The sequence below is a fragment of the Pseudoalteromonas sp. SG43-5 genome (genome assembly GCF_014164345.1).
Lineage (GTDB): Bacteria > Pseudomonadota > Gammaproteobacteria > Enterobacterales > Alteromonadaceae > Pseudoalteromonas > Pseudoalteromonas distincta.
Map to the genome: position 1 here is coordinate 14,930 of NZ_JACJFA010000018.1, position 25,754 is coordinate 40,683.

General features: G+C 39.3%; 27 protein-coding genes. 22 read left to right on the plus strand and 5 right to left on the minus strand.

Annotated elements, in window-relative coordinates; genetic code table 11:
* Positions 1-340 precede the first annotated feature (340 nt).
* The 4 genes from coxB to H5161_RS16160 are packed head-to-tail and all read left to right on the plus strand — an operon-like array spanning position 341 to position 4,516.
* Entirely contained in the window at positions 341-1,483 is a 1,143-nt protein-coding gene (coxB, locus tag H5161_RS16145; RefSeq protein ID WP_154904129.1) for a cytochrome c oxidase subunit II, read from the plus strand.
* Positions 1,483-3,075: a cytochrome c oxidase subunit I gene (gene ctaD, locus H5161_RS16150; protein ID WP_154904130.1), complete on the plus strand. Its 1,593-nt coding sequence runs from the start codon at positions 1,483-1,485 to the stop codon at positions 3,073-3,075. The genes coxB and ctaD overlap by 1 nt, the downstream gene beginning before the upstream one ends.
* Positions 3,075-3,605 carry a cytochrome c oxidase assembly protein gene (locus H5161_RS16155; RefSeq protein ID WP_024595090.1) on the plus strand — a complete coding sequence of 177 codons (531 nt, stop codon included), beginning with the start codon at positions 3,075-3,077 and terminating at the stop codon, positions 3,603-3,605. The genes ctaD and H5161_RS16155 overlap by 1 nt, the downstream gene beginning before the upstream one ends.
* Before the next feature lie 35 nt (positions 3,606-3,640).
* The gene (locus H5161_RS16160) at positions 3,641-4,516 is read left to right on the plus strand and encodes a cytochrome c oxidase subunit 3 (RefSeq protein ID WP_024595089.1); all 876 of its coding nucleotides are present in this window, start codon (positions 3,641-3,643) and stop codon (positions 4,514-4,516) included.
* Here H5161_RS16160 and H5161_RS20260 read toward each other — a convergent pair.
* Positions 4,419-4,727 carry a DUF2909 family protein gene (locus H5161_RS20260; protein WP_076914941.1) on the minus strand — a complete coding sequence of 103 codons (309 nt, stop codon included), beginning with the start codon at positions 4,725-4,727 and terminating at the stop codon, positions 4,419-4,421. The genes H5161_RS16160 and H5161_RS20260 overlap by 98 nt on opposite strands.
* A 14-nt stretch (positions 4,728-4,741) precedes the next feature.
* Here H5161_RS20260 and H5161_RS16170 point away from each other — a divergent pair, with 14 nt between their 5' ends.
* From H5161_RS16170 to H5161_RS16230, 13 genes are all read left to right on the plus strand, one after another.
* A complete protein-coding gene (locus tag H5161_RS16170; protein WP_182769670.1) occupies positions 4,742-5,482 on the plus strand; it encodes an SURF1 family protein in 741 nt (246 codons plus the stop codon).
* Entirely contained in the window at positions 5,472-5,966 is a 495-nt protein-coding gene (locus tag H5161_RS16175) for a hypothetical protein (protein WP_024595087.1), read from the plus strand. Before H5161_RS16170 ends, H5161_RS16175 begins: the two co-directional genes overlap by 11 nt.
* 28 nt (positions 5,967-5,994) lie before the next feature.
* Positions 5,995-6,984 carry a heme A synthase gene (locus H5161_RS16180; RefSeq protein WP_024595086.1) on the plus strand — a complete coding sequence of 330 codons (990 nt, stop codon included), beginning with the start codon at positions 5,995-5,997 and terminating at the stop codon, positions 6,982-6,984.
* 12 nt (positions 6,985-6,996) lie between these two features.
* Positions 6,997-7,926 (plus strand): heme o synthase, encoded by a 930-nt coding sequence (cyoE, locus tag H5161_RS16185; protein WP_182769671.1) that lies wholly within the window; start codon positions 6,997-6,999, stop codon positions 7,924-7,926.
* Positions 7,923-8,540: an SCO family protein gene (locus H5161_RS16190; RefSeq protein ID WP_024595084.1), complete on the plus strand. Its 618-nt coding sequence runs from the start codon at positions 7,923-7,925 to the stop codon at positions 8,538-8,540. Before cyoE ends, H5161_RS16190 begins: the two co-directional genes overlap by 4 nt.
* A 151-nt stretch (positions 8,541-8,691) precedes the next feature.
* The gene (locus H5161_RS16195; RefSeq protein WP_002959595.1) at positions 8,692-8,964 is read left to right on the plus strand and encodes an STAS domain-containing protein; all 273 of its coding nucleotides are present in this window, start codon (positions 8,692-8,694) and stop codon (positions 8,962-8,964) included.
* Between the two features lie 8 nt (positions 8,965-8,972).
* Positions 8,973-9,335, plus strand: coding sequence for a response regulator (locus tag H5161_RS16200; RefSeq protein ID WP_007584956.1), 363 nt, complete (start codon positions 8,973-8,975; stop codon positions 9,333-9,335).
* Between the two features lie 10 nt (positions 9,336-9,345).
* The gene (locus H5161_RS16205; RefSeq protein ID WP_182769672.1) at positions 9,346-11,436 is read left to right on the plus strand and encodes a chemotaxis protein CheA; all 2,091 of its coding nucleotides are present in this window, start codon (positions 9,346-9,348) and stop codon (positions 11,434-11,436) included.
* Positions 11,433-11,918, plus strand: coding sequence for a chemotaxis protein CheW (locus tag H5161_RS16210; RefSeq protein WP_002959588.1), 486 nt, complete (start codon positions 11,433-11,435; stop codon positions 11,916-11,918). Before H5161_RS16205 ends, H5161_RS16210 begins: the two co-directional genes overlap by 4 nt.
* Positions 11,919-11,963: 45 nt before the next feature.
* The gene (locus tag H5161_RS16215; RefSeq protein ID WP_154904132.1) at positions 11,964-14,270 is read left to right on the plus strand and encodes a methyl-accepting chemotaxis protein; all 2,307 of its coding nucleotides are present in this window, start codon (positions 11,964-11,966) and stop codon (positions 14,268-14,270) included.
* 83 nt (positions 14,271-14,353) lie between these two features.
* On the plus strand, positions 14,354-15,178 hold the full coding sequence (locus tag H5161_RS16220; protein ID WP_033020851.1) for a protein-glutamate O-methyltransferase CheR: 825 nt from the start codon (positions 14,354-14,356) through the stop codon (positions 15,176-15,178).
* Positions 15,168-15,785: a chemoreceptor glutamine deamidase CheD gene (gene cheD, locus H5161_RS16225; protein WP_039489124.1), complete on the plus strand. Its 618-nt coding sequence runs from the start codon at positions 15,168-15,170 to the stop codon at positions 15,783-15,785. The genes H5161_RS16220 and cheD overlap by 11 nt, the downstream gene beginning before the upstream one ends.
* 8 nt (positions 15,786-15,793) lie before the next feature.
* Entirely contained in the window at positions 15,794-16,825 is a 1,032-nt protein-coding gene (locus tag H5161_RS16230) for a chemotaxis response regulator protein-glutamate methylesterase (RefSeq protein WP_182769673.1), read from the plus strand.
* Here H5161_RS16230 and H5161_RS16235 read toward each other — a convergent pair.
* Complete coding sequence (locus H5161_RS16235; protein ID WP_165724171.1) at positions 16,815-17,852, minus strand: polysaccharide deacetylase family protein; 1,038 nt, start codon at positions 17,850-17,852, stop codon at positions 16,815-16,817. The two genes, H5161_RS16230 and H5161_RS16235, sit on opposite strands and share 11 nt — an antisense overlap.
* 42 nt (positions 17,853-17,894) lie before the next feature.
* Between H5161_RS16235 and H5161_RS16240 the strand changes: the two genes are divergently transcribed.
* Positions 17,895-19,166 (plus strand): MATE family efflux transporter, encoded by a 1,272-nt coding sequence (locus H5161_RS16240; RefSeq protein ID WP_138489783.1) that lies wholly within the window; start codon positions 17,895-17,897, stop codon positions 19,164-19,166.
* 9 nt (positions 19,167-19,175) lie between these two features.
* Here the strand turns inward: H5161_RS16240 and H5161_RS16245 are convergent, their stop codons facing one another.
* Positions 19,176-19,445 (minus strand): hypothetical protein, encoded by a 270-nt coding sequence (locus tag H5161_RS16245; protein WP_002959572.1) that lies wholly within the window; start codon positions 19,443-19,445, stop codon positions 19,176-19,178.
* Between the two features lie 9 nt (positions 19,446-19,454).
* Positions 19,455-20,030: a Fe-S biogenesis protein NfuA gene (gene nfuA, locus H5161_RS16250; RefSeq protein WP_002959571.1), complete on the minus strand. Its 576-nt coding sequence runs from the start codon at positions 20,028-20,030 to the stop codon at positions 19,455-19,457.
* 146 nt (positions 20,031-20,176) lie between these two features.
* Here nfuA and H5161_RS16255 point away from each other — a divergent pair, with 146 nt between their 5' ends.
* Positions 20,177-22,732, plus strand: a complete 2,556-nt coding sequence (locus H5161_RS16255) for a M14 metallopeptidase family protein (RefSeq protein WP_182769674.1) — start codon at positions 20,177-20,179, stop codon at positions 22,730-22,732.
* A gap of 212 nt (positions 22,733-22,944) precedes the next feature.
* On the opposite strand, the gene H5161_RS16260 is transcribed toward H5161_RS16255, so the two are convergent.
* Positions 22,945-23,622: a ComF family protein gene (locus tag H5161_RS16260; protein WP_182694083.1), complete on the minus strand. Its 678-nt coding sequence runs from the start codon at positions 23,620-23,622 to the stop codon at positions 22,945-22,947.
* 74 nt (positions 23,623-23,696) lie between these two features.
* On the opposite strand from H5161_RS16260, the gene bioH reads away from it, so the two are divergent.
* The 3 genes from bioH (at position 23,697) to H5161_RS16275 (ending at position 25,692) form a co-directional block, all read left to right on the plus strand.
* Entirely contained in the window at positions 23,697-24,434 is a 738-nt protein-coding gene (bioH, locus tag H5161_RS16265) for a pimeloyl-ACP methyl ester esterase BioH (protein WP_182769675.1), read from the plus strand.
* A 90-nt stretch (positions 24,435-24,524) separates the two neighbouring features.
* On the plus strand, positions 24,525-24,833 hold the full coding sequence (locus H5161_RS16270; protein WP_002959563.1) for a hypothetical protein: 309 nt from the start codon (positions 24,525-24,527) through the stop codon (positions 24,831-24,833).
* Between the two features lie 4 nt (positions 24,834-24,837).
* On the plus strand, positions 24,838-25,692 hold the full coding sequence (locus H5161_RS16275) for a putative metalloprotease CJM1_0395 family protein (RefSeq protein WP_182737890.1): 855 nt from the start codon (positions 24,838-24,840) through the stop codon (positions 25,690-25,692).
* The last annotated feature ends 62 nt before the right edge of the window (positions 25,693-25,754 follow it).

The window sequence follows — 25,754 nt, forward strand, 5'->3', positions numbered from 1 at the left end:
CCCTCCGAATGCGTTAAACCCCTTTGTTTTGCTCATATTTTGAACTTCCTGTTGCCCAGTTGATTACCGATTTTTTATTAATTATTCAATATCACCTGATTGTTTTTTATACTAAAACTTGCTTGTTGTTCGTTTTTTAGCTAATTGTTAATGTGCTGAGCTAATAATAACTCACAGCTTTTTAGTTTTGAGAACACACAATATACACAAACTCGTTGTTGGCGCAGCAAAACCAATCAATATTAAATAAGATTGGCTAAAAAAATAAAAATAACGAATTGGCGTTTAAGCCGTATGCCTCTTCGCTTTGCATTCGCAATAGCATCAAAGGAGCCGTCACATGGGTAAACTGACCTCTACCTTGTGGCTTATATTATGTGTTTTTTCGCACCCAGTTTTGGCTAACATCCAATACAATATGCGCAAAGGCGTAACCGATATAAGCAATAATGTATATCAGCTGCACATGACCATATTTATAATATGTTGTGTGATTGGGGTGATAGTGTTCGCAATTATGTTTTGGGCACTTATTCATCACCGTAAATCTAAAGGGGCTGTACCTGCCCAATTTCACGAAAGCACTAAAGTAGAAATACTTTGGACTGCAATTCCGTTTGTTATTTTAATTGCTATGGCAGTACCAGCCACTAAAACCCTAATTGCAATGGAAGATGCCAGCAAAGCTGATCTCACTATTAAAATTACGGGTTCGCAATGGAAATGGCATTATGAATATATGGGTGAAGATGTAGAGTTCTACTCTATTTTATCTACCCCGCAAGATGAAATCGCGAATCTTGCAGATAAAAATCCTAACTACTTACTTGAGGTTGATAAGCCTCTTGTACTGCCAATAAATCAAAAAGTACGATTTTTAATGACTTCTGATGATGTTATTCACTCTTGGTGGGTACCTGATTTTGCAGTTAAAAAAGATGCGAACCCCGGCTTTATAAATGAAACATGGACGAACATAAACGAAGAAGGTACTTACCGAGGACAATGTGCTGAGTTGTGTGGTAAAGACCATGGCTTTATGCCCGTTGTGGTGGTCGCTAAATCTGAGGCTGATTTTAAAACATGGCTTGCAGATGCAAAGCAGGTTAAACAAAAAGCAGCATTAGCAGATGCCGCATTACTTGATAAAACCCTCCCAAAAGAAGAATTAATGACTTTAGGCGAACAAGTATATATGGCTAATTGTGCTGCATGTCATCAACCTACTGGCATGGGGTTACCGGGCGTATTCCCTGCACTTAAAGGCAGCCCGATAGTGCTTGGCGATATAAAAGATCACATTGATGTAGTTATCCATGGACGACCCGGTACGGCAATGCAAGCTTTTGCCAAGCAGTTATCTATAAAGCAATTAGCTGCGGTTATTACTTATAAACGTAATGCGTGGGGTAATGATACGGGTGATGTTATTCAACCGAGTCAAATACAGACAGCACTTGATGCCAAAGTGGAGGCGAACTAATGAGTAGCATAGTAGAACAACCTAACGCCAATGAAGCTCATCATGCTCATCACCCAGCTAAAGGTTTTAAACGCTGGCTTTACACAACTAATCATAAAGATATAGGTAGTTTATATTTAATTTTTTCGCTGACCATGTTCTTAATTGGTGGCGCAATGGCCATGGTGATCAGGGCTGAATTATTTCAACCAGGTTTACAGTTGGTCGACCCTCACTTTTTTAATCAAATGACCACAGTGCATGGTTTAATTATGGTGTTTGGTGCGGTTATGCCGGCCTTTACAGGCCTTGCTAACTGGATGATACCACTCATGATTGGCGCGCCAGATATGGCATTGCCAAGAATGAATAACTGGAGCTTTTGGATTTTACCGTTTGCGTTTTTAATCCTATTGGCATCGTTATTTATGCCTGGTGGGGGTCCTGCATTTGGTTGGACTTTTTATGCACCACTGTCCACAACATACAGTAATGATAATACTGCATTGTTTGTATTTGCCGTACATATTATGGGAATTAGCTCAATAATGGGCGCAATCAATGTGATTGTAACCATAGTGAACTTACGTGCCCCCGGCATGACATGGATGAAGTTGCCCTTATTTGTATGGACGTGGTTAATTACTGCCTTTTTATTAATAGCGGTAATGCCTGTACTTGCAGGAGCGGTAACTATGGTGCTTACCGATAAGTATTTTGCTACCAGCTTTTTTGATGCCGCAGGCGGTGGCGACCCGGTGATGTTCCAACACATTTTTTGGTTTTTTGGTCACCCTGAAGTATACATAATGATTCTTCCTGCCTTTGGCATTATATCTACAATAGTACCTACCTTTTCTCGTAAAAAACTTTTTGGCTATGCCTCAATGGTATACGCCACATCCTCTATAGCACTATTGAGCTTTATTGTTTGGGCTCATCATATGTTTACCACTGGGATGCCGGTCGCTGGCGAGTTGTTTTTTATGTACGCGACCATGCTTATATCGGTACCTACAGGAGTAAAAGTATTTAATTGGGTTGCCACAATGTGGAAAGGCTCAATAACTTTTGAAGTGCCAATGCTTTTTAGTATTGCGTTTATTGTGCTGTTTACCTTGGGTGGTTTTTCGGGATTGATGCTGGCAATTACACCTGCTGATTTTCAATATCACGATACTTATTTTGTAGTGGCGCACTTTCATTATGTATTAGTAACAGGGGCCGTATTTTCGATAATGGCAGGAGCTTATTACTGGTTGCCCAAGTGGACGGGCAATATGTTTAATATCACGTTAGCTAAATGGCATTTTTGGCTATCACTGGTGAGCGTGAACGTACTGTTTTTTCCTATGCATTTTGTAGGGCTTGCCGGTATGCCGCGTCGAATTCCCGATTACGCACTCCAATTTGCCGACTTTAACGCAATCATAAGTATTGGTGGATTTGCCTTTGGTTTATCGCAATTGTTGTTTGTAGCTGTGGTAATTAAATGTGCACGCGGCGGTGATAAAGTACCTGCAAAGGTATGGGAAGGGGCTGAAGGACTTGAGTGGGAAGTTGACTCTCCAGCGCCATATCATACTTTTTCTAAGCCGCCGGTAATCAAGTAATGACACACGCACCGCTACTCAAACGTTTAGTACTTATTTGCATAGGCATGTTTGCCTTTGCCTTTGCTTTAGTACCTTTGTATGACGTGTTTTGCGACGTAACAGGGCTTAATGGAAAACCTTCGCTTGAGCAAGCAGAGCAAAGTACGCAAATAATACAAAACCGAGAAGTTGGCGTTAGTTTTACTACTCACGCGCAAAGAGGTGCACCGTTTGAAGTTAAATCAAAAGAATACAGTGTTGTGGTAAAACCCGGTGCAATGCGTGAAGTAATGTTTAGTGCTAAAAATAACAGCAACCTAGATAAAGTAATGCAGGCTGTACCATCAGTCTCGCCAGGTAAAGCGGCAAAGTATTTACATAAAATAGCGTGTTTTTGCTTTGATCAGCAACCTCTAAAAGCAGGGGAAGAACTTGAATTTAAATTACTTTTTTATGTTGATACAGCACTGCCAAGCGACATTGAAGAATTAACTTTATCTTATACCGTATTTGATATTAGTGAACAGCTGGTGGCAAGTAATAACTAGCTTTTCAAACTAGTGTGAAACTAGGAGTAAATAAAATGAATCAAGAATATGAGCATTATTATGTACCAGAGCAAAGCCCGTGGCCTATTGTGGGCGCTGTTGCATTGTTTTTTATTGCAGTAGGGGCAGGCTTAACAGTTATGAGTGTAGGCAAAGAAGGGGGGAGCGGGGTTTACCTGCTTTATGCCGGTATTGCTGTGCTTGTGTATATGTTGTTTAGCTGGTTTAAAAATGTAATTAGTGAGTCGGACCAAGGTTTGTACTCAGCACAAATGGATCGCTCTTTTAGGCAAGGTATGAGCTGGTTTATTTTTTCTGAAGTTATGTTTTTTATGGCCTTTTTTGGTGCGCTTTTTTATGCACGCGTATTGTCGGTACCTTGGCTTGGAGGCGCAGGCAATAATGCAATGACCAATGAAGTATTATGGCCAACTTTCGAAGCTGTTTGGCCGCTAGTTTCAACACCTGCAGGCGAAACTACTCAAGCTATGGGCTGGCAAGGTTTGCCGCTTATCAATACCTTAATACTGCTTACTTCCTCAGTTACTCTACATTTTGCCCATGTAGCGATGGAAAACAATAAACGTACTCCACTTAAAGTTTTTTTAGGCGCTACTATTTTATTGGGTGTTTGCTTTTTAGGGTTACAAGTTGAGGAATATATTCATGCGTATAACGATTTAAACTTAACGCTAGATGCAGGTATTTACGGTAATACGTTTTTTTTACTGACAGGTTTTCATGGCATGCATGTAACCCTTGGAACCGTACTTTTATTTGTAATATTTTTACGGATATTAAAAGGGCACTTTACTAAAGATAAGCATTTTGCTTTTCAAGCAGCGGCTTGGTATTGGCACTTTGTTGATGTGGTGTGGCTGTGTTTGTTTGTATTTGTATATGTGCTGTAGCGTTTATTGGCGAATTATTTGCTTTAATAAAACCAAGTTTAAGCGCTGCAATAACAACAACTAAAACAACGACCGAAAACAATACGCGACGACCTAAAAAGTGAGACATAGGTCGTCCCCCTGTTTTCCCTGACACCATAATAAACAATGCTCTAAATAAGTTAAAAAGTATAAATATTAACAACAGTACGATAATAATTTTAATAATCACTGAGTTGACCCTTTATGCAGTTAGTTTTATGGCACAAACAAAAGCTTAGTTCACTAATCACACTTTGTATGGTTGTGGTTGTTGTACTTGTGTGTGTGCGACTAGGGTTTTGGCAGTTGGAGCGAGGTGAGCAAAAGCAGCAGCAACTAACCGCTATTGCTAAGCAACAGACTCATGGTGTGATGAGCTGGTCTCAATTACTTAACCTGCCTGATAGCTGGAACAAAACAGGTGTATTGGTTGAGTTGAAAGGGCAGTTTGTACAAAACCAATATTGGCTTTTAGATAATCAAGTTTATAACGGGCAAGTAGGGTACGACTTACTTGCTTTACTAAAGCCAGACAGCGAAGAAAAAGTGATTTTAGTTAATTTAGGATGGGTAAAAGCGCCTATATCTAGAGGTACACTGCCAAAGGTTGCTCTGCCTACAGGTGTTTTTATTCTTAAAGCGCAAATAAAAGAAAATAACCTAAGTAGCTTTACGCTTGAAGATAAAACTACAAATAACGACTTACCTACAAGAATCCAATCTATCGACTTGAATATGCTGAGCACTCAAAGCCAGCAATCATTAATTAATTTTATGGCTTACAGACAAGGTACTGGTGATGAGATTGCAACACCTCATTATGAGGCCGTTGTTATGAGCCCTCAAAAGCATAATGCCTACGCTTTGCAATGGTTTTTAATTGCTGTTGCATGTGCTGTTGTGGCTATTTTTGCGAGTAAAAAAAGGACACATAATGAAAAATAATCCCCTTTTGTTGTTTGTGGGTTGCTGCGCTATCCCATTAATTTTGGCATATGGCGCATTAAAGTTTGATTGGTTGCCTACTGCAATTACTAATAATGGCGAGTTTTTAAGCCAAGAAATAAAACTTAAAAATTGGCCGCAAAATAATCCCAAACAATGGACTATCGCACTTAATTATTCAAACGAATGTAACACCCCATGCAGCGAACAGCTCAATGCACTTAATAACTTATATGTGGCACTTGGTAAAAACCAAGGCAAGGTTGATATGGCTGTAATGGGAAGCCCCGACAATAAAAATCTACCATGGAAAATTATTACCGAACAACAGAGTTTAAACCCTGCAAGTTTATATTTAATTGATCATATGGGGTTAGTGGTACTTGAATATCCCTTTAAGGTCGAGCCACAAGAAAACCGTTTAGTACAAAAAGGGTTATTAAAAGATCTAAAAAAATTACTTAACTATTCTCGTTCTAGCTAATTAAGTTGAGCTTAAGTTGGAGTATCTGATGTATAAAAATTATAAAAACTTAGTATTAATAACAGGATTACTCGCTTTGATTGTAGTTGCTTTAGGTGCGTACACCCGCTTAAGTGATGCAGGATTAGGGTGCCCCGATTGGCCTGGTTGTTATGGCTTTTTAACGGTACCTAAGCATGAGGCTGACATAGCCTTAGCAGCTCAAAGCTACCCCGATATGATGTTCGAAACCGCAAAAGCGTGGAAAGAAATGATTCATCGCTACTTTGCAGGTGCTTTAGGTTTACTTATTTTAGGTTTATTTGTGTTGGCTTTTTTAAAGCGCCAATATCCAACTACGCCAGTTAAATTGCCTTTGGCTTTACTTCTACTAGTGGTGTTTCAGGCTGCCCTTGGTATGTGGACAGTAACCATGAACCTTCAGCCGCTTATTGTAATGGGCCACTTATTAGGTGGCTTTAGTATTTTGTCACTTATAACGCTTTTATATTTACGGCTAACCGCAAAACCTATTATGGGTGGTGATAGCGGCGCAAAACGCTATTTTGGTTTGAGTTTAGTAGCGCTCAGTGTATTGATTATCCAAATTGCACTTGGTGGTTGGCTGGCTGCAAATTACGCCGCTCCGCATTGTAGTGGTTTGCCATTGTGTAATTACGCACAACCGTTTTCATTGAGTAGCGTATTTCAATTACCACTTGAGCACAGTAATTATGAGTTTGGTGTGTTATCACAGCAAGCGCGTATGTCTATTCATTTATTACACCGCATTTGGGCGCTTGTTACTTGCATCGTTCTGGCATTAATTATGTGGAAAATATACAGCCAAGCGTACTCTAAAAAAATTAAAAATTGCGTGGTGAGCGTATTGCTTACCCTGCTTTGCCAAATTAGCTTAGGGCTTATTTTAGTACATTGGCATATTCCGTTGGGAGTTGCACTGGCGCATAACTTGATGGCTGCCATACTATTATTAAGCATGGTTAGGTTGTGTTATTACCTAAAATCACGCACATAAAGGGGAAATATAATGGCACTTATAATTGATAAAAAAATACTGCTACCCGTTAATACTCAATCGCTAATTTCGCGTACTCATAATTTGCTGCACGACTACTTAGCAATTAGTAAATTTAAAGTGGTAGCCATGCTGGTACTAACAGCTTGGGTTGGTTTAGCGCTGGCTCCTGATGTAGGGCGCGGTATGGCTGTACAGTTTATTAGCTTGTTAGGTATAGGGCTACTTTCTGCTGCTGCAGCGGTTATTAATCATGTGGTTGATAGTGAGATAGACTCAAAAATGGCAAGGACTCGTCATCGTCCTGTGGCTAAAGGGCGTTTAAGTAAAACACATGCGCTTAGTTTTGCAGCTGTTAATGGGGTTGCGGGTTTTATTATGCTAATGGTGTGGGCTAATACCTTAACCGCTATATTAACGTTATTTGCATTGGTAGGTTATGCATTTGTTTATACATCATTTTTAAAGCGTGCTACACCGCAAAATATTGTTATAGGTGGGTTGGCTGGCGCAATGCCTCCATTATTAGGTTGGGTGTCAGAAACAAACCAAATGGCAGCAGCCCCTTGGTTACTTGTAATGATAATATTTACCTGGACTCCGCCACACTTTTGGGCGCTGGCTATAGCGCGAAAAAGTGATTATGAACGCGCTAAAATTCCTATGTTACCAGTAACCCATGGAATCGACTTTTGTAAAACGTGCGTCGTTGCCTACTCTGTTTTACTCGCTGTAGTTTGCGTATTACCTTATTTAATTGGTATGTCTGGATTAATATATTTAATAGGTGCGTGTGTATTAAATGCAGTGTTTATATATAAAGCCGTCAAATTAAAAATTGCTGGAAATGATGAGACTGCAATGGACTTATTTCGTTTTTCGATTATTCATTTAATGGTACTCTTTGTAATCTTATTTATAGATAAATGGCTCCCTTTATGAAGCAGTTATGGCTTGGATTAATTGTTGTTTTAGTTTTGTTTTTATCAGCATGTTCAAATGAAAATAGTCCACCAGATGTAGATGCATTAGTTTACGAAAATGCAAAGCCATTGTCTGATTTTACGCTAAACGATCAGCGCGGCGAATTAGTGACTAAGCAACAATTTTTAGGACAGTGGAATTTAGTATTTTTAGGCTACACAAGCTGCCCAGATATTTGTCCATTAACACTTGCTAAGTTAAATGCTGTTTATAAAAACTTACAAGCAGATTATCCGCTGCAAATTTGGTTTTTATCGGTTGATCCAAAACGCGATACACCAGCTAAACGAAAGCAATATATAGATTACTTTAATCCTGACTTTTTAGCTGTATCAGGGGAGCATAAACACCTTTTTCCTGTTGTTAGAGAGCTTGGTTTAATTTACGCGATTAGCGATAGTAGTGAATCAGAATATGCAGTTGATCATAGTGCTTCGGTCGCTATGGTTGATCAAAATGGAGCGGTTAGAGCTATTTTTAAACCAGAATTCAAACAAGGTAGTGTGCCATTAATTAATGCGACGACTTTAACGAAAGAGTTTAAAAAAATAGCCGATTACTACAAAAACTAGTTTTTACTTTTTACCAATTTGAAAGGAGCTTTAGGCTCCTTTTTTTGTATTTTAACGACAGGTTAAATTTAATTAAGCATTTTATGGCAATTTTAATAACTAGGGCTAAGCTTTTGTTATGAATTGAATTGACAGGGAATGCACCTACTAAATGCTAAAACTTCCAAGCGAACTTGCTATTACGCAAGTTGAAACACTACATCAAGATTTACTGCACGAACTCAATAGCAACGATGATATCTGTCTTGATATTAACGATGTGATTTCTGCTGATACTGCCTCAATTCAACTTTTATGCGCCTTACAAAAACACCTACTTACCATACAGCACAAAATCATTTGGGTAGGCAGTAGCGAGGCCTTAACACATACAATCAATAAACTTGGCTTAAGCCAATACTTAACAACCGAAAGTAAAAGTTAGGGGTATATATGAAAAGAATTTTAGCGGTTGATGACTCAGCATCGATGCGTCAAATGGTGAGCTTTACATTAAAAACCGCAGGGTTTGATGTAACCGAAGCTAAAGATGGCAGTGAAGCTCTCGCTATTGCCAAGCAGCAAGACTTTGATGCCGTGATCTCAGATGTAAACATGCCAATAATGGATGGAATTACATTAATACGAGAGCTGCGTACTTTACCGAGTTATAAATTTACACCATTACTAATGCTTACTACAGAGTCGGGCTTAGAAAAAAAGATAGAGGGTAAAGCTGCTGGTGCAACAGGCTGGATTGTAAAACCATTTAATCCCGATCAGCTACTAGCGGTAATTAAAAAAGTTATTCGCTAAGGAGCGCAGTGTGAGTATAGATTTAAGTCAATTTTTTGAAGTTTTCTTTGAAGAGAGTTTTGAAGGCCTAGATACCATGGAGGCTGAGCTATTAAACTTAGTGCCAGGTGAGGAAGATTTAGAAACTATCAACACTATTTTTAGAGCTGCTCACTCGATAAAAGGAGGCAGTGGGACATTTGGTTTTAGCTCCGTTGCTGACTTTACTCATGTACTTGAAACATTACTAGATCAAATTCGCCAAGGTGAACGAGAGCTTAGTACCGAGCATGTTAATTTATTACTCAAAGCTGTGGATTGCTTACGCGCTTTACTTGCTGCACTTCAAGGTGAACAAGAGCCAGATTTAACCGAAGCAGATTTGTTAAAAGTACAATTTGAACATGTACTTGGAATGAAAAATGATACACATGAGAATAAACCTCAAAGCTGTGAAGAGCAAACAAGTAGTAATACCTATCAAATAGACTTTAAACCTCATCATCATTTATTTAAAACAGGAAACGAGCCACTGTATATGATCAGTGAGCTTGAAGAGCTAGGTGAGTTAGAAACCACTGTATTTTACGATGAAGTTCCAGAAATCACCGATTTAAGTAGTGATGAATGTTTTTTACATTGGCGCTTTTTTTTAAGCACTAGCCATGATGAAAAAGCCATAAAAGAAGTGTTTGAATGGGTTGAAGACGATGCCGATATAAAAGTTGAATTATGTGGCGGCTTATTTGGCAATGATGAGCCAATACAACCTAATCAAGATGAGATATCTAAAGCTGTTGAGCTTGAAACATCCGATTTAATAAAAGTAGCTGAGCTACCTAGTAAGCCAAAGCAACCCGTTGCTAATAAAGATAAAAAACCTGCAAGTACACCAGAGTCTACCTCCATTCGAGTTGGTATTGATAAAGTTGATTCGTTAATAAATATGGTAGGTGAACTTGTTATTACACAAGCCATGCTAAATCAACTCAGCGAACAAGAAATCACACCAGCCACAATCACTTTACTACAAGAAGGCTTAGCACAACTTGCACATAATACGCGTGATTTACAAGAAAATGTGATGCGTATTCGTATGCTCCCAATTAATTTTGTATTTAGTCGTTTTCCTCGATTAGTGCGAGATATAGCGCAAAAGCTAAATAAGCAGGTTGAGCTAAAGCTGATCGGAGAGCAAACCGAGCTTGATAAAACAGTAATGGAAAAAATATCTGACCCTATGGTGCATTTAGTAAGAAACTCACTTGATCATGGGTTAGAGACTGTTGAGCAAAGACTGGCGGCAGGTAAAGATCCCGTTGGCACAGTAACCTTAAATGCATTTCATCAGGGTGGAAACATCGTTATTGAAATAATGGATGATGGGCAAGGGTTAAATACAAAAAAAATAAAAGAAAAAGCCATCGCTAACGAATTAATCTCAGCTGATAACCATCTCAGTGACGATGAAATAAATGAGCTTATTTTTATGCCCGGCTTTTCGACAATGGATGAGGTAAGTGACTTATCTGGTCGTGGAGTTGGGATGGATGTTGTTAAGCGAAATATCCAATCATTAAATGGCTCAGTGGAAGTAACCTCAGCGCCCGGTGTTGGTTCTACGTTTACTATTAGATTACCCCTTACTCTCGCTATTTTAGATGGGCAATTAGTTAAGGTGGCTCAGCATACTTATATTATTCCGCTCATTTCTATTGTGGAGTCACTGCAAATTGATATTGCAAAAGTGAGTCGAGTGGGTAAAAGCCTTGATGTATTGAGGCTTCGAGACGAATACATTCCTATATTAAGACTCTACGATATTTTTAATCATAAAAATGCTATTGAATCACTCGATAAAACGCTGCTTGTTGTTGTAGAAACAGATAACCAAAAGGTGGGTTTATTAGTTGATGATTTACTGTCTCAACAGCAGGTTGTTATTAAAAGTTTAGAGGCAAACTACCATAAAGTGGATGGCGTATCGGGTGCTACCATTTTAGGAGATGGGCGTGTATCGCTGATTGTGGACATTAGCGGCTTAATAAAGCTCTCAGGCTTAAAAAAGCCAGGTAGCCAAGAACTAACTATTGAAACGCAAGCCACTTTGGAGGCGTTATGAGCTCAGATCAAAGCCAGTTAAGTAACCAATTAAATCTTCAGCAACAGCAAGGTGTAAAACAGTTTTTAACTTTTATTATGGCTGATGAAGAATATGGCGTTGATATTTTAACAGTACAAGAAATTCGCAGTTGGGAAGAAATTACAGTACTGCCCAATGCACCTGAATTTGTAAAAGGCGTTATTAATTTACGCGGAACAATAGTGCCAATTATTGATTTACGGTTGCGTTTTGGATTACCAAGTGTCGACTATGGACCATTAACGGTGGTTATCGTTGTCAAAATAGAATTTGAACTAGGTAGTAAAATTATAGGTGTTGCTGTTGATGCCGTCTCTGATGTTTACAGTATTGCGGAGCAAGATGCGAAAGCGGTTCCTAGTTTGTCTGAATCGAGTAATTGTGAATATGTAGCTGGGTTGGTGAATGTTGGTGAAAAAATGGTAGCGCTAATTGACCTGCAAAAAACAATGAATATTTAGCAAATAGAAACTAAATGAATAATAAACTTAAAGGTGGTGATGAGCATGGGATGGTTTAGTAATCCAAAGCAGTCAAAATCAAGTAATGATTTAATTGTAGACGCATTGAATAAATCATTAGCGGTGATTGAATTTGAACCTAACGGAAAAATAATTACTGCAAATATGAATTTTCTAAACGCGATGGGCTATCGTCTTGAGGAGGTTCAAGGTCAGCATCACTCGATGTTTGTTGACCCAGATGAAGCTCAGGGCAACGATTATAAAAACTTTTGGCAACGCCTGCGTAATGGCGAGTTTATCTCAGATGAGTTTAAGCGTAATGCTAATGGTGGAACTGAGGTATGGATCCAAGCAACTTATAACCCAATTGTTGATGAGCAAGGGCAAGTATTAAAAGTAGTTAAGTTTGCCACCGACGTGACTGAGCAAAAGTTAATAACAGCAGAAGCTTCAGGGCAAATTAGTGCTATAAGTAAATCTCAAGCGGTTATCGAATTTAATTTAGATGGCACTATTATTGATGCCAATGCTAACTTTTTAAATGCGCTTGGCTATCAACTTAGCGAGATTAAAGGCCAGCACCATAGGCTTTTTATTGATCCCGAACATGCAAATAGTATCGAATATAAAGAATTTTGGGCCAAACTAGGTCGCGGTGAATTTGATTCAGGGGAATATTTAAGAATAGGAAAGCAGGGTCAGGAGGTTTGGATTCAAGCATCTTATAATCCAATTTATGATATGAACGGCAAGCCGTTTAAAGTGATTAAATATGCATCTGATATTACTGAACAAAAAGAGCTTGAAAAGGCATCTCGCAAAGCAGCCGATTTAGCAAATGCGCTTAAAGTTTGCCAAGCAAACGTAATGATTGCTGATGAAAACCTTAAAATAGTATTTGTGAACGACCGTGTTCAGCAAATGCTAAAAGTCCGCGAAAAAGAATTACAAACCGTATTGCCAAGCTTTTCTGTTGATAATTTAATTGGCACCTGTGTTGATGATTTTCATAAGCACCCTAATCATCAACGTGATTTATTAAAAAACCTAGATAAGCCCTATAAAGCCGAGCTACTGTTAGCAGGTGTCACTTTTACCTTGATTGCTTCACCTTGGATCAGTCAAGACGGAAAGCATTTAGGCACCATTGTTGAGTGGGAAGATAGAACCAATGAAGTTGCGCTTGAAAAAGAAATCGCTGAGCTTATTGGTGCTGCAGGTAATGGCGAATTAGATACAAGAGTTGCAGAAGACGGGAAGGAAGGGTTCTTTTTACGTTTGGCTCAAGGATTAAATAGCTTAGTTAAAATAGTTGATGATGCCGTTGCCGACACTGGCAATATGCTCGATGCGATGGCAAGTGGTGATTTATCAAAACGTATTGAAAAAGAATACAAAGGTTCATTTGATAAACTTAAACGCGACGCAAATGCTACGGCAGATAAATTAACAGAAGTGATTAATCGCATAAATTCATCGGCAACGTTAGTAGCCAGTGGTGCAGAAGAAATTTCTCAAGGTAATGCTGATTTAAGCCAACGTACAGAAGAGCAAGCCTCGTCACTTGAAGAAACAGCTTCAAGTATGGAGGAAATGACCAGTACCGTTCGTCAAAATGCTGATAACGCAAAAGTAGCAAACGACTTGGCAGAAGAAACCTGTGAAAAAGCGATTCAAGGTGGTGAAGTTGTTAATAGAGCTGTTACGAGCATGTCGGCAATTAATGAGTCGAGCAAAAAAATTGCAGATATTATCGGTGTAATAGACGAAATCGCGTTTCAAACGAATTTATTAGCGCTTAATGCCGCTGTAGAGGCAGCAAGAGCGGGTGAGCAAGGTCGAGGCTTTGCGGTTGTTGCAGGTGAGGTTCGTAATTTAGCGCAGCGCTCTGCGGGCGCAGCGAAAGAAATTAAAGAGTTAATACGAGATAGTGTAGGCAAAGTAGCTGATGGTTCTCAATTAGTTAATGAGTCGGGCGCTACACTTAAAGAGATTGTTGTGTCGGTGCAAAGAGTGACGCAAATGATTTCTGATATTACGGAGGCATCTGAAGAACAAAGTGCGGGTATTGAGCAAGTTAACAAAGCTATTTCTCAAATGGACGAAATGACGCAACAAAATGCCGCTCTAGTAGAGCAAGCCTCTGCTGCTGGTGAGTCTATGGCTGAGCAAGCTAATGAGATGCGCCGATTACTTAACTTTTTCTCAGTAGATCAGCAAGAGATGACAATGATGTCATCAACTATGCGAACCCCTGAACTATCTCATAAGCCGCAAAGTCGTTTTGTGAGTAATAAGCCAAGGGGCGATAACTTTGTAGACTCAGCTGATGAGTGGGAAGAGTTTTAATATTTAGCCTTTTTATGCCTCGTCTAATAAATAGTTACAGCGAGGCACTACTTGTTAGCGTTAGGTTTAATTGGGAGCGGACAATGAAAGAGTTTTTGTGTACCGACCGCGACTTTAAGGAAATTGCCAGTTTAGTTTACAGCGCATGTGGAATTGTATTAGGGGATCATAAGCGAGAGATGGTTTATTCACGCTTAGCAAGACGTATTAGGGAGCGTAAATTAACTGATTTTAAAGCTTACTTAGAGTATTTAAATAGCCATAAAGATCAGGAGTTTGATGCCTTTATTAATGCAATAACAACGAACTTAACGTCTTTTTTTCGTGAAATACATCACTTTGAATTTATAAAATCTGAGCTTGTACCTGCTCTTTTAAAGGCAAATAAAAACAGTAAGCGAGTAAGAATCTGGTCTGCAGGTTGCTCCACAGGGGAAGAGCCTTACAGTTTGGCGATGACTTTAAATAACGCATTTCCGAGCAATTGGGATGTAAAAATACTAGCAACCGATTTAGATTCTAATGTATTGGCAAAAGCACAAAAAGGTATTTACACCGCAGCGAATGTTAATGGCTTAGATGACGTGCAACTTAAGCGTTGGTTTTTAAAAAGCAAAGACGGTGAAAATTATAAAGTTAGAGATAAACTAAAAGAGTCTATTTCTTTCAAGCGTTTAAACTTATTACAAGACTGGCCAATGAAAGGATCATTTGATCTTATTTTATGTCGTAATGTTGTTATTTACTTTGATAAAGAAACAAAAGATCAGCTTTTTAAGCGTTACGCCAATATATTAAATGAACAAGGTTATTTGTTTTTAGGTCACTCAGAAAGTATGGGTAAAGAGCATTCACAATTCAAAAACTTAGGGAAAACTATGTACCAAAAGGGACAAAATGCACGCTGAGTTTAGGCCGGTATTACCTAACTTTGAACATATTAAACGATACTGGGATTCGGGCCGAGGTAGCGTTGTTGCTAAAGTACTTCCGGGTGAGTTTTATGTTTCTAAAAATAATGAACTGATCTCTACAGTTCTGGGTTCGTGTATTGCGGCTTGTGTATACGATGAAGTACTTGGTATTGGCGGGATGAATCACTTTATGTTACCAATTCAAAAGGGAGTAGAACTTAAAAATGCGCATAGTTTAAGTTGTCGCTACGGTAATTGGGCTATGGAGTATCTTATAAACGAAGTTTTAAAAAATGGCGCGTCTCGGTGTAACCTAAAAGTAAAACTTTTTGGCGGGGGGAAAATTATTAGTGCGATGACTGATATAGGGCTGGGTAATATTAGTTTTGCAGCAGCGTATATTAAAGAAGAGGCATTAAATCTAGTTGCCCATGATATGGGGGGGCCGTGGCCGCGAAAAATATTTTTTCACCCGAACACTGGTAAAGTTCATATGAAAAAACTTAAAAACCTACATAATAATACGATTGAAAAACGCGAAGTCCGTTACTTACAAAACCTTAAAAAGCAAGAAGTAGTAACCGATATAGAGCTGTTTTAGGAGTATGCATGATTAAAGTATTAATAATTGACGACTCCCCTTTAATTAGGCGTTTACTCACTGAAATATTACAACAAGCTAAAGACATTACAGTAGTGGGGAGTGCTGAGGATCCCTACGAAGCTCGCGAAATGATAAAAAAACTCAGTCCTGATGTATTAACGCTCGACGTAGAAATGCCAAAAATGGATGGTATTAGTTTTTTAAAAAACTTAATGCGATTAAGACCAATGCCAGTAGTGATGATTTCAACACTGACACAAAAAGGCTCTCCTATCACACTAGAAGCGCTCGAATTAGGGGCTGTTGATTTTATAGCTAAGCCTACTAATAACGTAAGAGAGCAATTGAGCCAATATGCATCACTTGTCCAACAAAAGGTGCGAATAGCTGCTGGAGCAAGAGTAAGAAGCTATAAAAAAACGGTCGTCACAAATGAGCCTATTAATACTCATTCTCATTTTTTACTTAATAAAGTAATAGCGATAGGTGCTTCAACGGGGGGGACTGAGGCTATAAAAGAAGTGCTTATTAAAATGCCACAAAATTGCCCGCCAATTGTAATTACTCAGCATATTCCTCCTGTGTTTAGCGCTTCATTTGCTGAGCGAATGAATCGTACATGCACGATAAATGTGAAAGAAGCTGAACATGGCGATAAGCTTAGCGCAGGCTGGGCTTATATAGCACCGGGTGGGTTTCATTTAAGTATTAAAAAACGAGGTGTTAGCTTGTATTGCCAGCTTGATGATGGCGAGCCGGTGAACAGACATAAACCTGCGGTAGATGTGTTGTTTAACTCATTAGTTGAAACTGGGGCTAAAAACGTAGTTGCAGCCATACTAACAGGAATGGGGAGTGATGGCGCAAAAGGTTTACTTGCACTAAAACAAAACGGAGCACATACCTTGGCTCAAGATGAGTATTCGTCTGTGGTATGGGGTATGCCTAAAGCAGCTGCTGAGCTAAATGCAGCTGACGAGATAGTTGCGCTGGATAAAATAACCCAGCGGCTTTTACATCAGGCCGTTAAGGTTTAGATGCTTCAATTACCCAAGGCTGCGAAAACCAAAAGTAATCACCAGGGCTTGAAATAGAAGGGGCCGTGCAATTAAAACGAGAACGCCCTTTATTAAGCACCTTTGGTGAGGTGATTTCGACAGTATTTTTAGTTATCCATTTTAAATCTGCTTGGCCTACGCTTGATACATAACAGGCAAATTGGCTCTTATGAAAATCACCCATCTTAAATTCCATTGTGAGCGTGGGTGGATTTTGCTGTGTAACGCTATCTTGATAAGTTAAATTGGTGATATTAAACGCGCGTGAGTTGAGCTTAGTAATAAGGGTTTCTAGCTTGCTGTAAAAGCCTGATGCAGGAAAACGCGGCAAGCGGCTAAAATTAGAATCTTTATTTACAGCGCCTGAGTGCTGGCCAATACCCACAAAACCAAGCTCTGTCACGAGTGCTTGCAGCTCGTTATTAAACTCACCATACGGGTATGCTAAGTATTTATAGTCGTGGCCTATTTCTTCTTTTATGCGCTTTTGAGAGTTAAGAATATCTTGCTTAATACGTGATTGCCATTGTGCATCGGTTTCGTTTTCAAGCTTAAGGTGTAAGTAATCATGTTGTCCGCTATGATTGGCTATTAATGCCCCTTTTTTAGATAATTCTTTGAGCTTATCCCACCCCATTACGTAACTCATACCTTCGTCTATTAATTTAGGATTTACAAAGATAGTGTATGGGTAGCCAAACTTTTCTAAAATAGGTGCGGCTTGTTCATAGTTATTGTTATAGCCATCATCAAAGGTGATGGCGAGAGTTTTATCAGGTAAAGTTTCACCTTGTTGAAGCGCGCTAATTAACTCATTAAGAGGAATAACGTTAAAGTTGTGCTCTTTTAAATAGCTTAAGTGCTCCGTAAATGTATTGGCGCTAACGCTCGTGACAGCGGGTAGGGTTTCACTAACATGATGATACTGTAAAATAATGGCTGCTTGAGCCCGTACAGATACACTAATGAGGATAAATAACACTAAATGAAACAATTTCTTATACATAATAAGGCACACCATAAAAGCTTGCTGTTGTTAGCGGGTCCGATGATACTATCAAATATCACAGTGCCGTTGTTAGGAATTGTTGATACTGCTGTAATTGGGCACTTAGGAAGCGCTCATTACTTAGCTGGAATTGCCCTTGGCTCTGCAGTTATATCTATTTTATTTTGGCTTGCTGGTTTTTTAAGAATGAGCACCACGGGACTCGTGGCACAAGCATACGGAAAAAACGATTTAACCCAACTTGCCGCTTTACTTAAACGAAGCCTATTGCTTGCAAGCGCAGTGGCCGTGCTATTAATTGTGTTATCCCCATTAATAAAGCACGCTATAGCTTACCTCTCCGCAGCCAATGGCGACGTACTTAACCAAGCTTATCAGTATTTTAGCATTCGTATTTTTAGTGCTCCAGCAGCATTATGTAATTTAGTGTTACTGGGTTGGATGCTTGGTGTGCATTATGGTCGAGGTCCATTTTATTTATTACTCGTCACTAATATCGTTAATATAGTGCTCGATATTTATTTTGTTGTTTATTTAGATTGGGCAGTTGCAGGCGCTGCATGGGCGTCACTTATTGCTGACTATACAGCACTAGTATTTGCACTGTTTTTAGTGGCTAAACTAGCTAAAAAACAAGACATTGATCTAAATGTACCGAATTGGTTGAGTATTAGCAAAATGGCTGAATTATTGAGTTTGAATAGAGATATATTTATTCGCTCTTTAATACTGCAATTATGCTTTAGTTTTATGACATTTTACGCGGCGCGTATAGGCGAAACTACATTAGCTGCTAATGCTGTCTTACTTAATTTTTTAATGTTGGTGAGCTTTGCTCTTGATGGCGTTGCTTACGCCTCTGAGGCAAAAGTAGGGCAAGCGAAAGGCCAAGGAAGTGTTAAAAACATAGAGCTGTGGGTTAAAATAAGCGTATTTTGGGGTATGCTTTTTGGTGTGTTATATAGCCTATTTTTTGCATTATTTGGCAACACCATAATCAAGCTTTTAACCAATGTGCCAGAGGTTATTCAAGAGGCAACGCATTATTTACCATGGATAGTAGTATTACCAATTTTGGCCATGAGTTGCTTTTTGTTTGATGGTGTTTTTGTAGGGCTTACGCGAGCAAAGAACATGCGTAACAGTATGATACTTTCAGCTGGAGTTGGCTTTTTTGGTGTGTTTTGGGTGTTTATAGACTTGCAAAATAACGGGTTATGGCTGGCTATGAGCTGTTTTATGTTAATGCGCGGGGTTACATTAATAATTAAATATCACCACTTAAAAATAAATAATCAGCTATTAGATTAAATAAATGGTTTATTTCCAGAGATCGGGGTCATGGTGTTTAGGGCCCATATCTTTTAAAACTTGTGAAAAACGATTGGCAAAAATACCGCAGTAGCCCCAACCGGCAAAAAATAATGCGGGGAGTAAAATTATAACGCCAATTATTTGTAAGCTGTAGTGGGTGTAATACCCAATAGATATGAATATCACGGCTAGCACAAACAGTGCTAAGCCGCGAAAAAAGCGCTTTAAGCTCAGCTTAGGATTGCTCCCTAAGCGATAGATAAGCTGCTTTAGCATTTACAAGGCCTAATAGTAAGAGTGATCGCCCGCTTCGTGTTCTGTTATATCAGCAACACCGGTGATTTCTTCAAACTTAGCTATCATTTCTTTTTCAATGCCTTCTTTTAGTGTTACATCGATCATAGAACAACCATTACAACCACCACCAAACTGAAGTATAGCTATACCTGCAGCTGTAATCTCAACAAGGCTTACTTGACCACCGTGGTTAGCAAGTTGTGGATTTACTTCGGTTTCTAGCATGTGCTGTACACGTTCGTTTAACGATGCATCGTCACCTATTTTACGCGCCTTTGCATTTGGTGCTTTTAGCGTTAACTGAGTACCCATTTTGTCGGTAACAAAATCGATTTCAGCTTCTTCTAAAAATGGAGCACTTTCTGCATCTACAACGGCATCAAAACCGTTAAAGTTTAGGCGAATATCGCTCGCTTCTACAGCGTCTTCTGGACAATAAGACACACCACATTCCGCTTGTGATGAACCAGGGTTTACAACAAACACACGAATATTGGTTTGTTGTGATTGATCTGCTAATAGTTTAGCAAAATGCGCTTGCGCTGTTTCGGAAATAGAAATCATAAAACCATCTATACTTGACTAAATTACTCGGATACTGCGTATCATACTCCGCTCATCGTGTTGCGGCTAGTGTTGAGCGTAAAAAGTTGGCATCTATTTTAAGCAATGGTAGCGTGCAAACAACGAACATTTTTTGAGTGATTTATATGCGTTTGGTATTAACATTAATGGTGGTGTTGCTTAGCTTTTCAAGTGTAGCTAAGCCACTTTCGTATTATTTTGAACAAGATGTAAAATTTGACCCTTCAATTCCTACTCCTGAGCAAGTACTCGGTTACGAAGTAGGAGAGTGGCACGTGAGACACGATCAGCTCGTACGTTATATGGAAATACTTGCTGATAAAAGCGACCGTATAAATTTTGAAGTGATTGGCCGCACACATGAACAACGCCCCCTTGTCATGCTAACAATTACAGCAGCTGATAAGTTATCAAGCATAGAGCAGACACGCCAAGCTCACTTAGCACGCTTAAGTAACGATGGATCAGATGCTAATTCTACAAAACAGCCTGCCGTTGTATGGATGGGATACAGTGTGCATGGTAATGAGCCATCAGGTAGTAACTCATCTTTGCTGGTGGCGTATTACTTAGCTGCTGCACAAGGCGCTGAAATAGATGAGTTATTAAATAACACGGTTATTTTACTCGACCCTTCGCTTAATCCTGACGGACTTGCTCGTTTTGCTAATTGGGCCAACAGTAACCGAGGTATGAATTTATCAAGCGACCCTAAAACTCGTGAACATGTTGAAAACTGGCCAAGCAGTCGTACCAATCATTACTGGTTTGATTTAAATCGTGACTGGTTATTACTACAACATCCTGAATCGCGCGCGCGTATTGCTAAATTTCATCAGTGGAAACCAAATGTTTTAACAGATTTTCATGAAATGGGACCAAACAGCAGTTACTTTTTTCAGCCAGGTATCCCTAGTCGTAAACACCCAATAACACCGGATGAAAATGTAACGTTAACTAAAGCGATTGCTAACTATCACGCAAAAACGTTAGATGAAAACAACGCACTGTACTTTACCGAAGAAAGCTTTGACGACTTCTATTACGGTAAAGGCTCAACTTATCCTGACGTAAATGGTGGTGTAGGTATTTTATTTGAGCAAGCAAGTTCTCGCGGGCATATCCAAGACACTATAAATGGACCTTTGAGCTTTCCCTTTACTATTAAAAATCAACTATTAACGAGTTTATCTACCTTTAAAGCCGCTGTTGATAACCGCCAAGCATTACTTGATTACCAAGCTAAGTTTTATAATCAAGCTACTGATTTAGCCAGTGATGAAAGCTTTGAAGGTTATGTAATTGAGGGCGCGGATGACAACACTCGTATTAAAGATTTTTTAGGGTTGTTGAAACAACATCAAATAGATGCTTTTTCGCTTACTAAATCACTCAAGGCAAATGGCAACAACTATACAACCAATAGTTACTTTGTGCCCTTAGCCCAGCCACAGTACCGCCTAATAAAAGCTATTTTTAGCGAGCAAAAAAACTTTGCTGATAACACCTTTTATGACGTATCTGGCTGGACTTTAGCGCATGCGTTTAACTTACCTTTTGCAAAAGTAAAAAGCAGTTGGGGTTTAGAGGTTGCAAGTACACCGTGGCAAAAAGCGGTAAAACCTTCTTTTGCTTCACTTGAGCAAGGCTATGCGTTTGGCTTTTCGTGGGATGATTACCTAGCACCTAAAATGCTAAACAGCCTTTTAAAGCAAGGTATTAAAGCGCGTGTAGCGCTAAGCCCATTAACAGCCAAATCAAACTCAAGTGAAGTAAGCTTTGATGCTGGTAGTATTATTGTGCCAGCAGGCTTACAAACGAATAATGATTGGGTTGGAATATTAAATAAAGCACAAAACGAGTTTGGAATTGCAATCAAGCCTATTAACTCAGGTCTTACAAGCAAAGGAGCCGATTTAGGGTCTCGTACAATGGCGGTTGTTAGCGAGCCAAAAGTATTATTGGTAGGTGGTAAAGGCGTAAGCCAGTACGAAGCTGGGGAAGTATGGTATTACCTCGATCGCTTTGTAGGTGTTGCGCCAACAATTGTTGAAATGGAGCGTTTAAACTCTATTGAACTCAGTAATTACAGCCATATAGTACTTGCTCATGGTAACTACAACAGCTTATCTGATACCGACAAAGTGGCTATAAAAAGCTGGGTAAGAAAAGGCGGCGTTATTTGGGGTCACAAAGGCGGCGCTAAATTTTTAGCTGATCAGCAATTACTCAAAGCAAGCTATCTATCAAGACAAGATGTAGCGAGTGCATTTAAAACGACAGGTTTAAGTTATGGCGATAAGGACCATTTAGCAGGACGTCAACGCATTGCAGGAGCTATTTTTAATACTAATGTAGATTTAACTCACCCACTTACATTTTCACTTAAACGCAATACATTACCCGTATTCAAAAACAGTACTTGGTTGCTAGAAGCTTCCGATGCACCGTTTGTAAATGTACTTACCTATACTAAAAAGCCATTGTTAGCGGGTTTTACCGATGCTGTTAATGTTGAGCAAGTTGCTGGTGGTGCTGGCTTAATTGCGCACTCATATGGACGAGGTACAGTAATAGGCATGACCGACGATCCTGTATTTAGGGGTTACTGGTATGGGACTAGTCGACTACTAAGCAATGCGTTATTTTTTGGTCATACGTTTCGTGCAAATGGCGAATAATACCAATTAGCTTAATTAAGTAATCTATTTTGAGGATGGAAAAACGTGTTGATAGCTAGGCAAAAAATTCGCTAATTAGTTGTTCTCGGCAATTGCTCTACCTTCTGCATCCATGCAGTCGTAAATGAGAATTTTTTAACACAGGTAGCGACACGTTTAGCCCCGCAAAATGATTAAATATTATTGCGGATTGGTTTAATACTTTTTAATAATTAAATAGGCGTTAAGCAAGTTGTAAAAGCCCACACTTGTTTAGCGCCTGCTTGTTTTAGTGCACTAGTAGCTGCGTTTAATGTTGCCCCTGTCGTCATCACATCATCAACAATAGCGACTGTTTTACCGGCCATATCCTGTGTACAAATAAAGGCATTTTTTAAGTTTCTTATACGCTTTGCTTTGGATAGCTCCGACTGAGCTTGTGTTTTTTTATCGCGAATAAGAACATTACTTAGTGGGGCGTAATTAGCTAAACAGGGTTGCCAAACTTGGCTTACCTGATTAAATCCACGAGTAATAAAGCGGCTTTTATGAAGAGGTAAAATAATAAAGGTATCTGGCAAGTTAGGGCTTTGCTCAAAAAACTGCGTTAACTGTTTTTGTATAATTTGCTGCAATGCCTTTTTATAATGAATTTGATTATTAAATTTTAGCCTTTTAAGCCAATGCTCAAAGGGAGGCTGATAAAAAGCGCATGCAAATAATTTATCAAACTCGCAATTAGGAAACATCTCAATAATATCAGGTCGATGCAATAAACTCGTATGCTTACTAAAATCAAACAATGGTAAATCTTCAAGGCAATAATCACATAGCCCTAAAGAGGTCGCAATCGAGTTTTGACACTGCACGCAATAAGAGGGAAATAACCAATTTAAAACGGCTTGTTTCACAGACTCGCTCCTTGCATTGCAATCGCCTTTCTAAACGTTATGATGAGCCTAAGTTTGGTAAAGGTTAGGCAAATATGCAAAATGAGTTAGTGTTATTACATGGTTGGGGAATGAATCAGGGCGTATGGCAGTTAGTACAGCCAGAACTTGAGTTTTTATATTCAGGAAATGTACGTAGCCATGACCTACCTGGGTTTGGTAATAGCGATGTGTGCCCAAGCCCTTATACTTTGCATGATGCAGCAGAAATTTTGAGTAAGCAATTAAAGCCGAAGAGCATTTTAATGGGGTGGTCGTTAGGTGGATTATTTGCACTTTATATTGCTAAACATTGGCCTGAAAAGGTATCTAAAGTTATTTTAATAGCATCGACTCCTTTTTTTGCAGAGGCAGATAATTGGCCTGGAATAAAAGCGAATGTATTGGCGCAGTTTAAAGAGCAGTTAGTTAATCATCGAGAAAAAACAATAGAGCGCTTCTTAGCTATTCAAGCAATGGGTAGCGAGTCGGCGCGTGATGATATAAAGCAGCTTAAACAATTGCTAAATCAGTACCGCGCACCCCAAAGCGATGCACTGAGTGCTGGTTTAGATATTTTACAAAACGACGATTTACGTGACTTATTTACTCATTGCCCAGTCCCTATTAGAGGAGTATTTGGCCGGCTTGATGCTTTAGTACCTTATAAATCAATTAGCAAAATGTCAGCACTAAATACTGAGTTTGAATATGAAGTACTAGATAAAGCATCTCATGCACCATTTATTTCTCATAAAAGTGAGTTTTTATCTGTCGTTAAATCAATGCTTTAAAATAGAGCTAAGAATAGCGCTGTTTAAAGCTTTATTTTGAGCAGAACCTGAGCGATAATTAAACAATATTTATTTGGTGGAGGTTTTAATATGCCAATCGGATCAGTATTTAATAGTGGTATAGAAGGGTTTAACCGAGCTAGCCAAGGTATTGAAAAAGCCAGTGCTGAGATTAACCGTGCCAGTATAGAACAACAAGATGACGCGCAATTAGCGCAGCAACGTCAGCTTACGGCAGCACGCCCTGAAGAAGCGATTACTGCACCAGTAGCACAACCAGCTCGTGTTGATGAAGCGCTTGTTAACTTAAAAGTTGAAGAGTTTAATGCCAAGGCAAATACGCAATCAATTCAAACGGCCGATGATGTACTTGGCACGTTAATCGATATTAAAGTTTAGTATTATGAATATTGTCACGCCATTTCCGTCTATCAATATAAACACCGCAAATGTTTATACGGAAACCGCACGGCGTGACAACCAACTACGCGAAGTTATTCCGGCTCCCGCATCTAGTAGCGCAAGCAACACAGAAACCAAAGCGCAAAGTGATGCTGAAAAAGCAAAATTGCCAGGTAGTAGCGATGGTGCGACGTATAGCGCAACGGGAAAAATAGCAGACGAAAAGTCAGTTCAGCAGCGCGATGGAAACTCAGAAAACCCTGAGGGCACTGAGCAAGAAAGTGAAGCAATTGAGAAAAAAGAATCTGAGCAAGAAGAGCTGCAATTAGAACAAGAACAACAACAAATTACAGAACTAAAAGCACGGGATACTGAAGTACGAATACACGAACAAGCACACGCTTCTGTAGGCGGGCAATATGCTGGCTCGCCAAGTTATGAGTATCAACGTGGCCCAGATGGTACTAACTACGCAGTTGGCGGAGAAGTACAAATAGATGTATCAGAAATTCCGGGTGACCCGCAAGCGACTATAGACAAAATGCAAACGGTACGCGCTGCCGCATTAGCGCCTGCAGAGCCTTCAGGAGCTGATCGCTCTATTGCTGCAGATGCTACGCAAAAGCTAGCAGCGGCTCAAGCTGAGCTTGCACAACCTGAAAAAGAAGACGACGAAGACGCAAAAAGTAAACTTGAAGCGTCATTCTCTAGCGATGAAAGCAGCGATACAAAAACAGCTAAAAGTGACGAGCAAACACGTGATGCCGATGTTGAAGCACGGGCGGGGCGTATTGCTAACTTTTATCAAATGGCTACATCGCCAGCGAGCCAAAGTAGTTTTTCAGCGTTAAGTTAATAATTAGCAAAACATAACCACAAAAAAACCGCTTACGCGGTTTTTTTCGTTTTAGTTTAGTT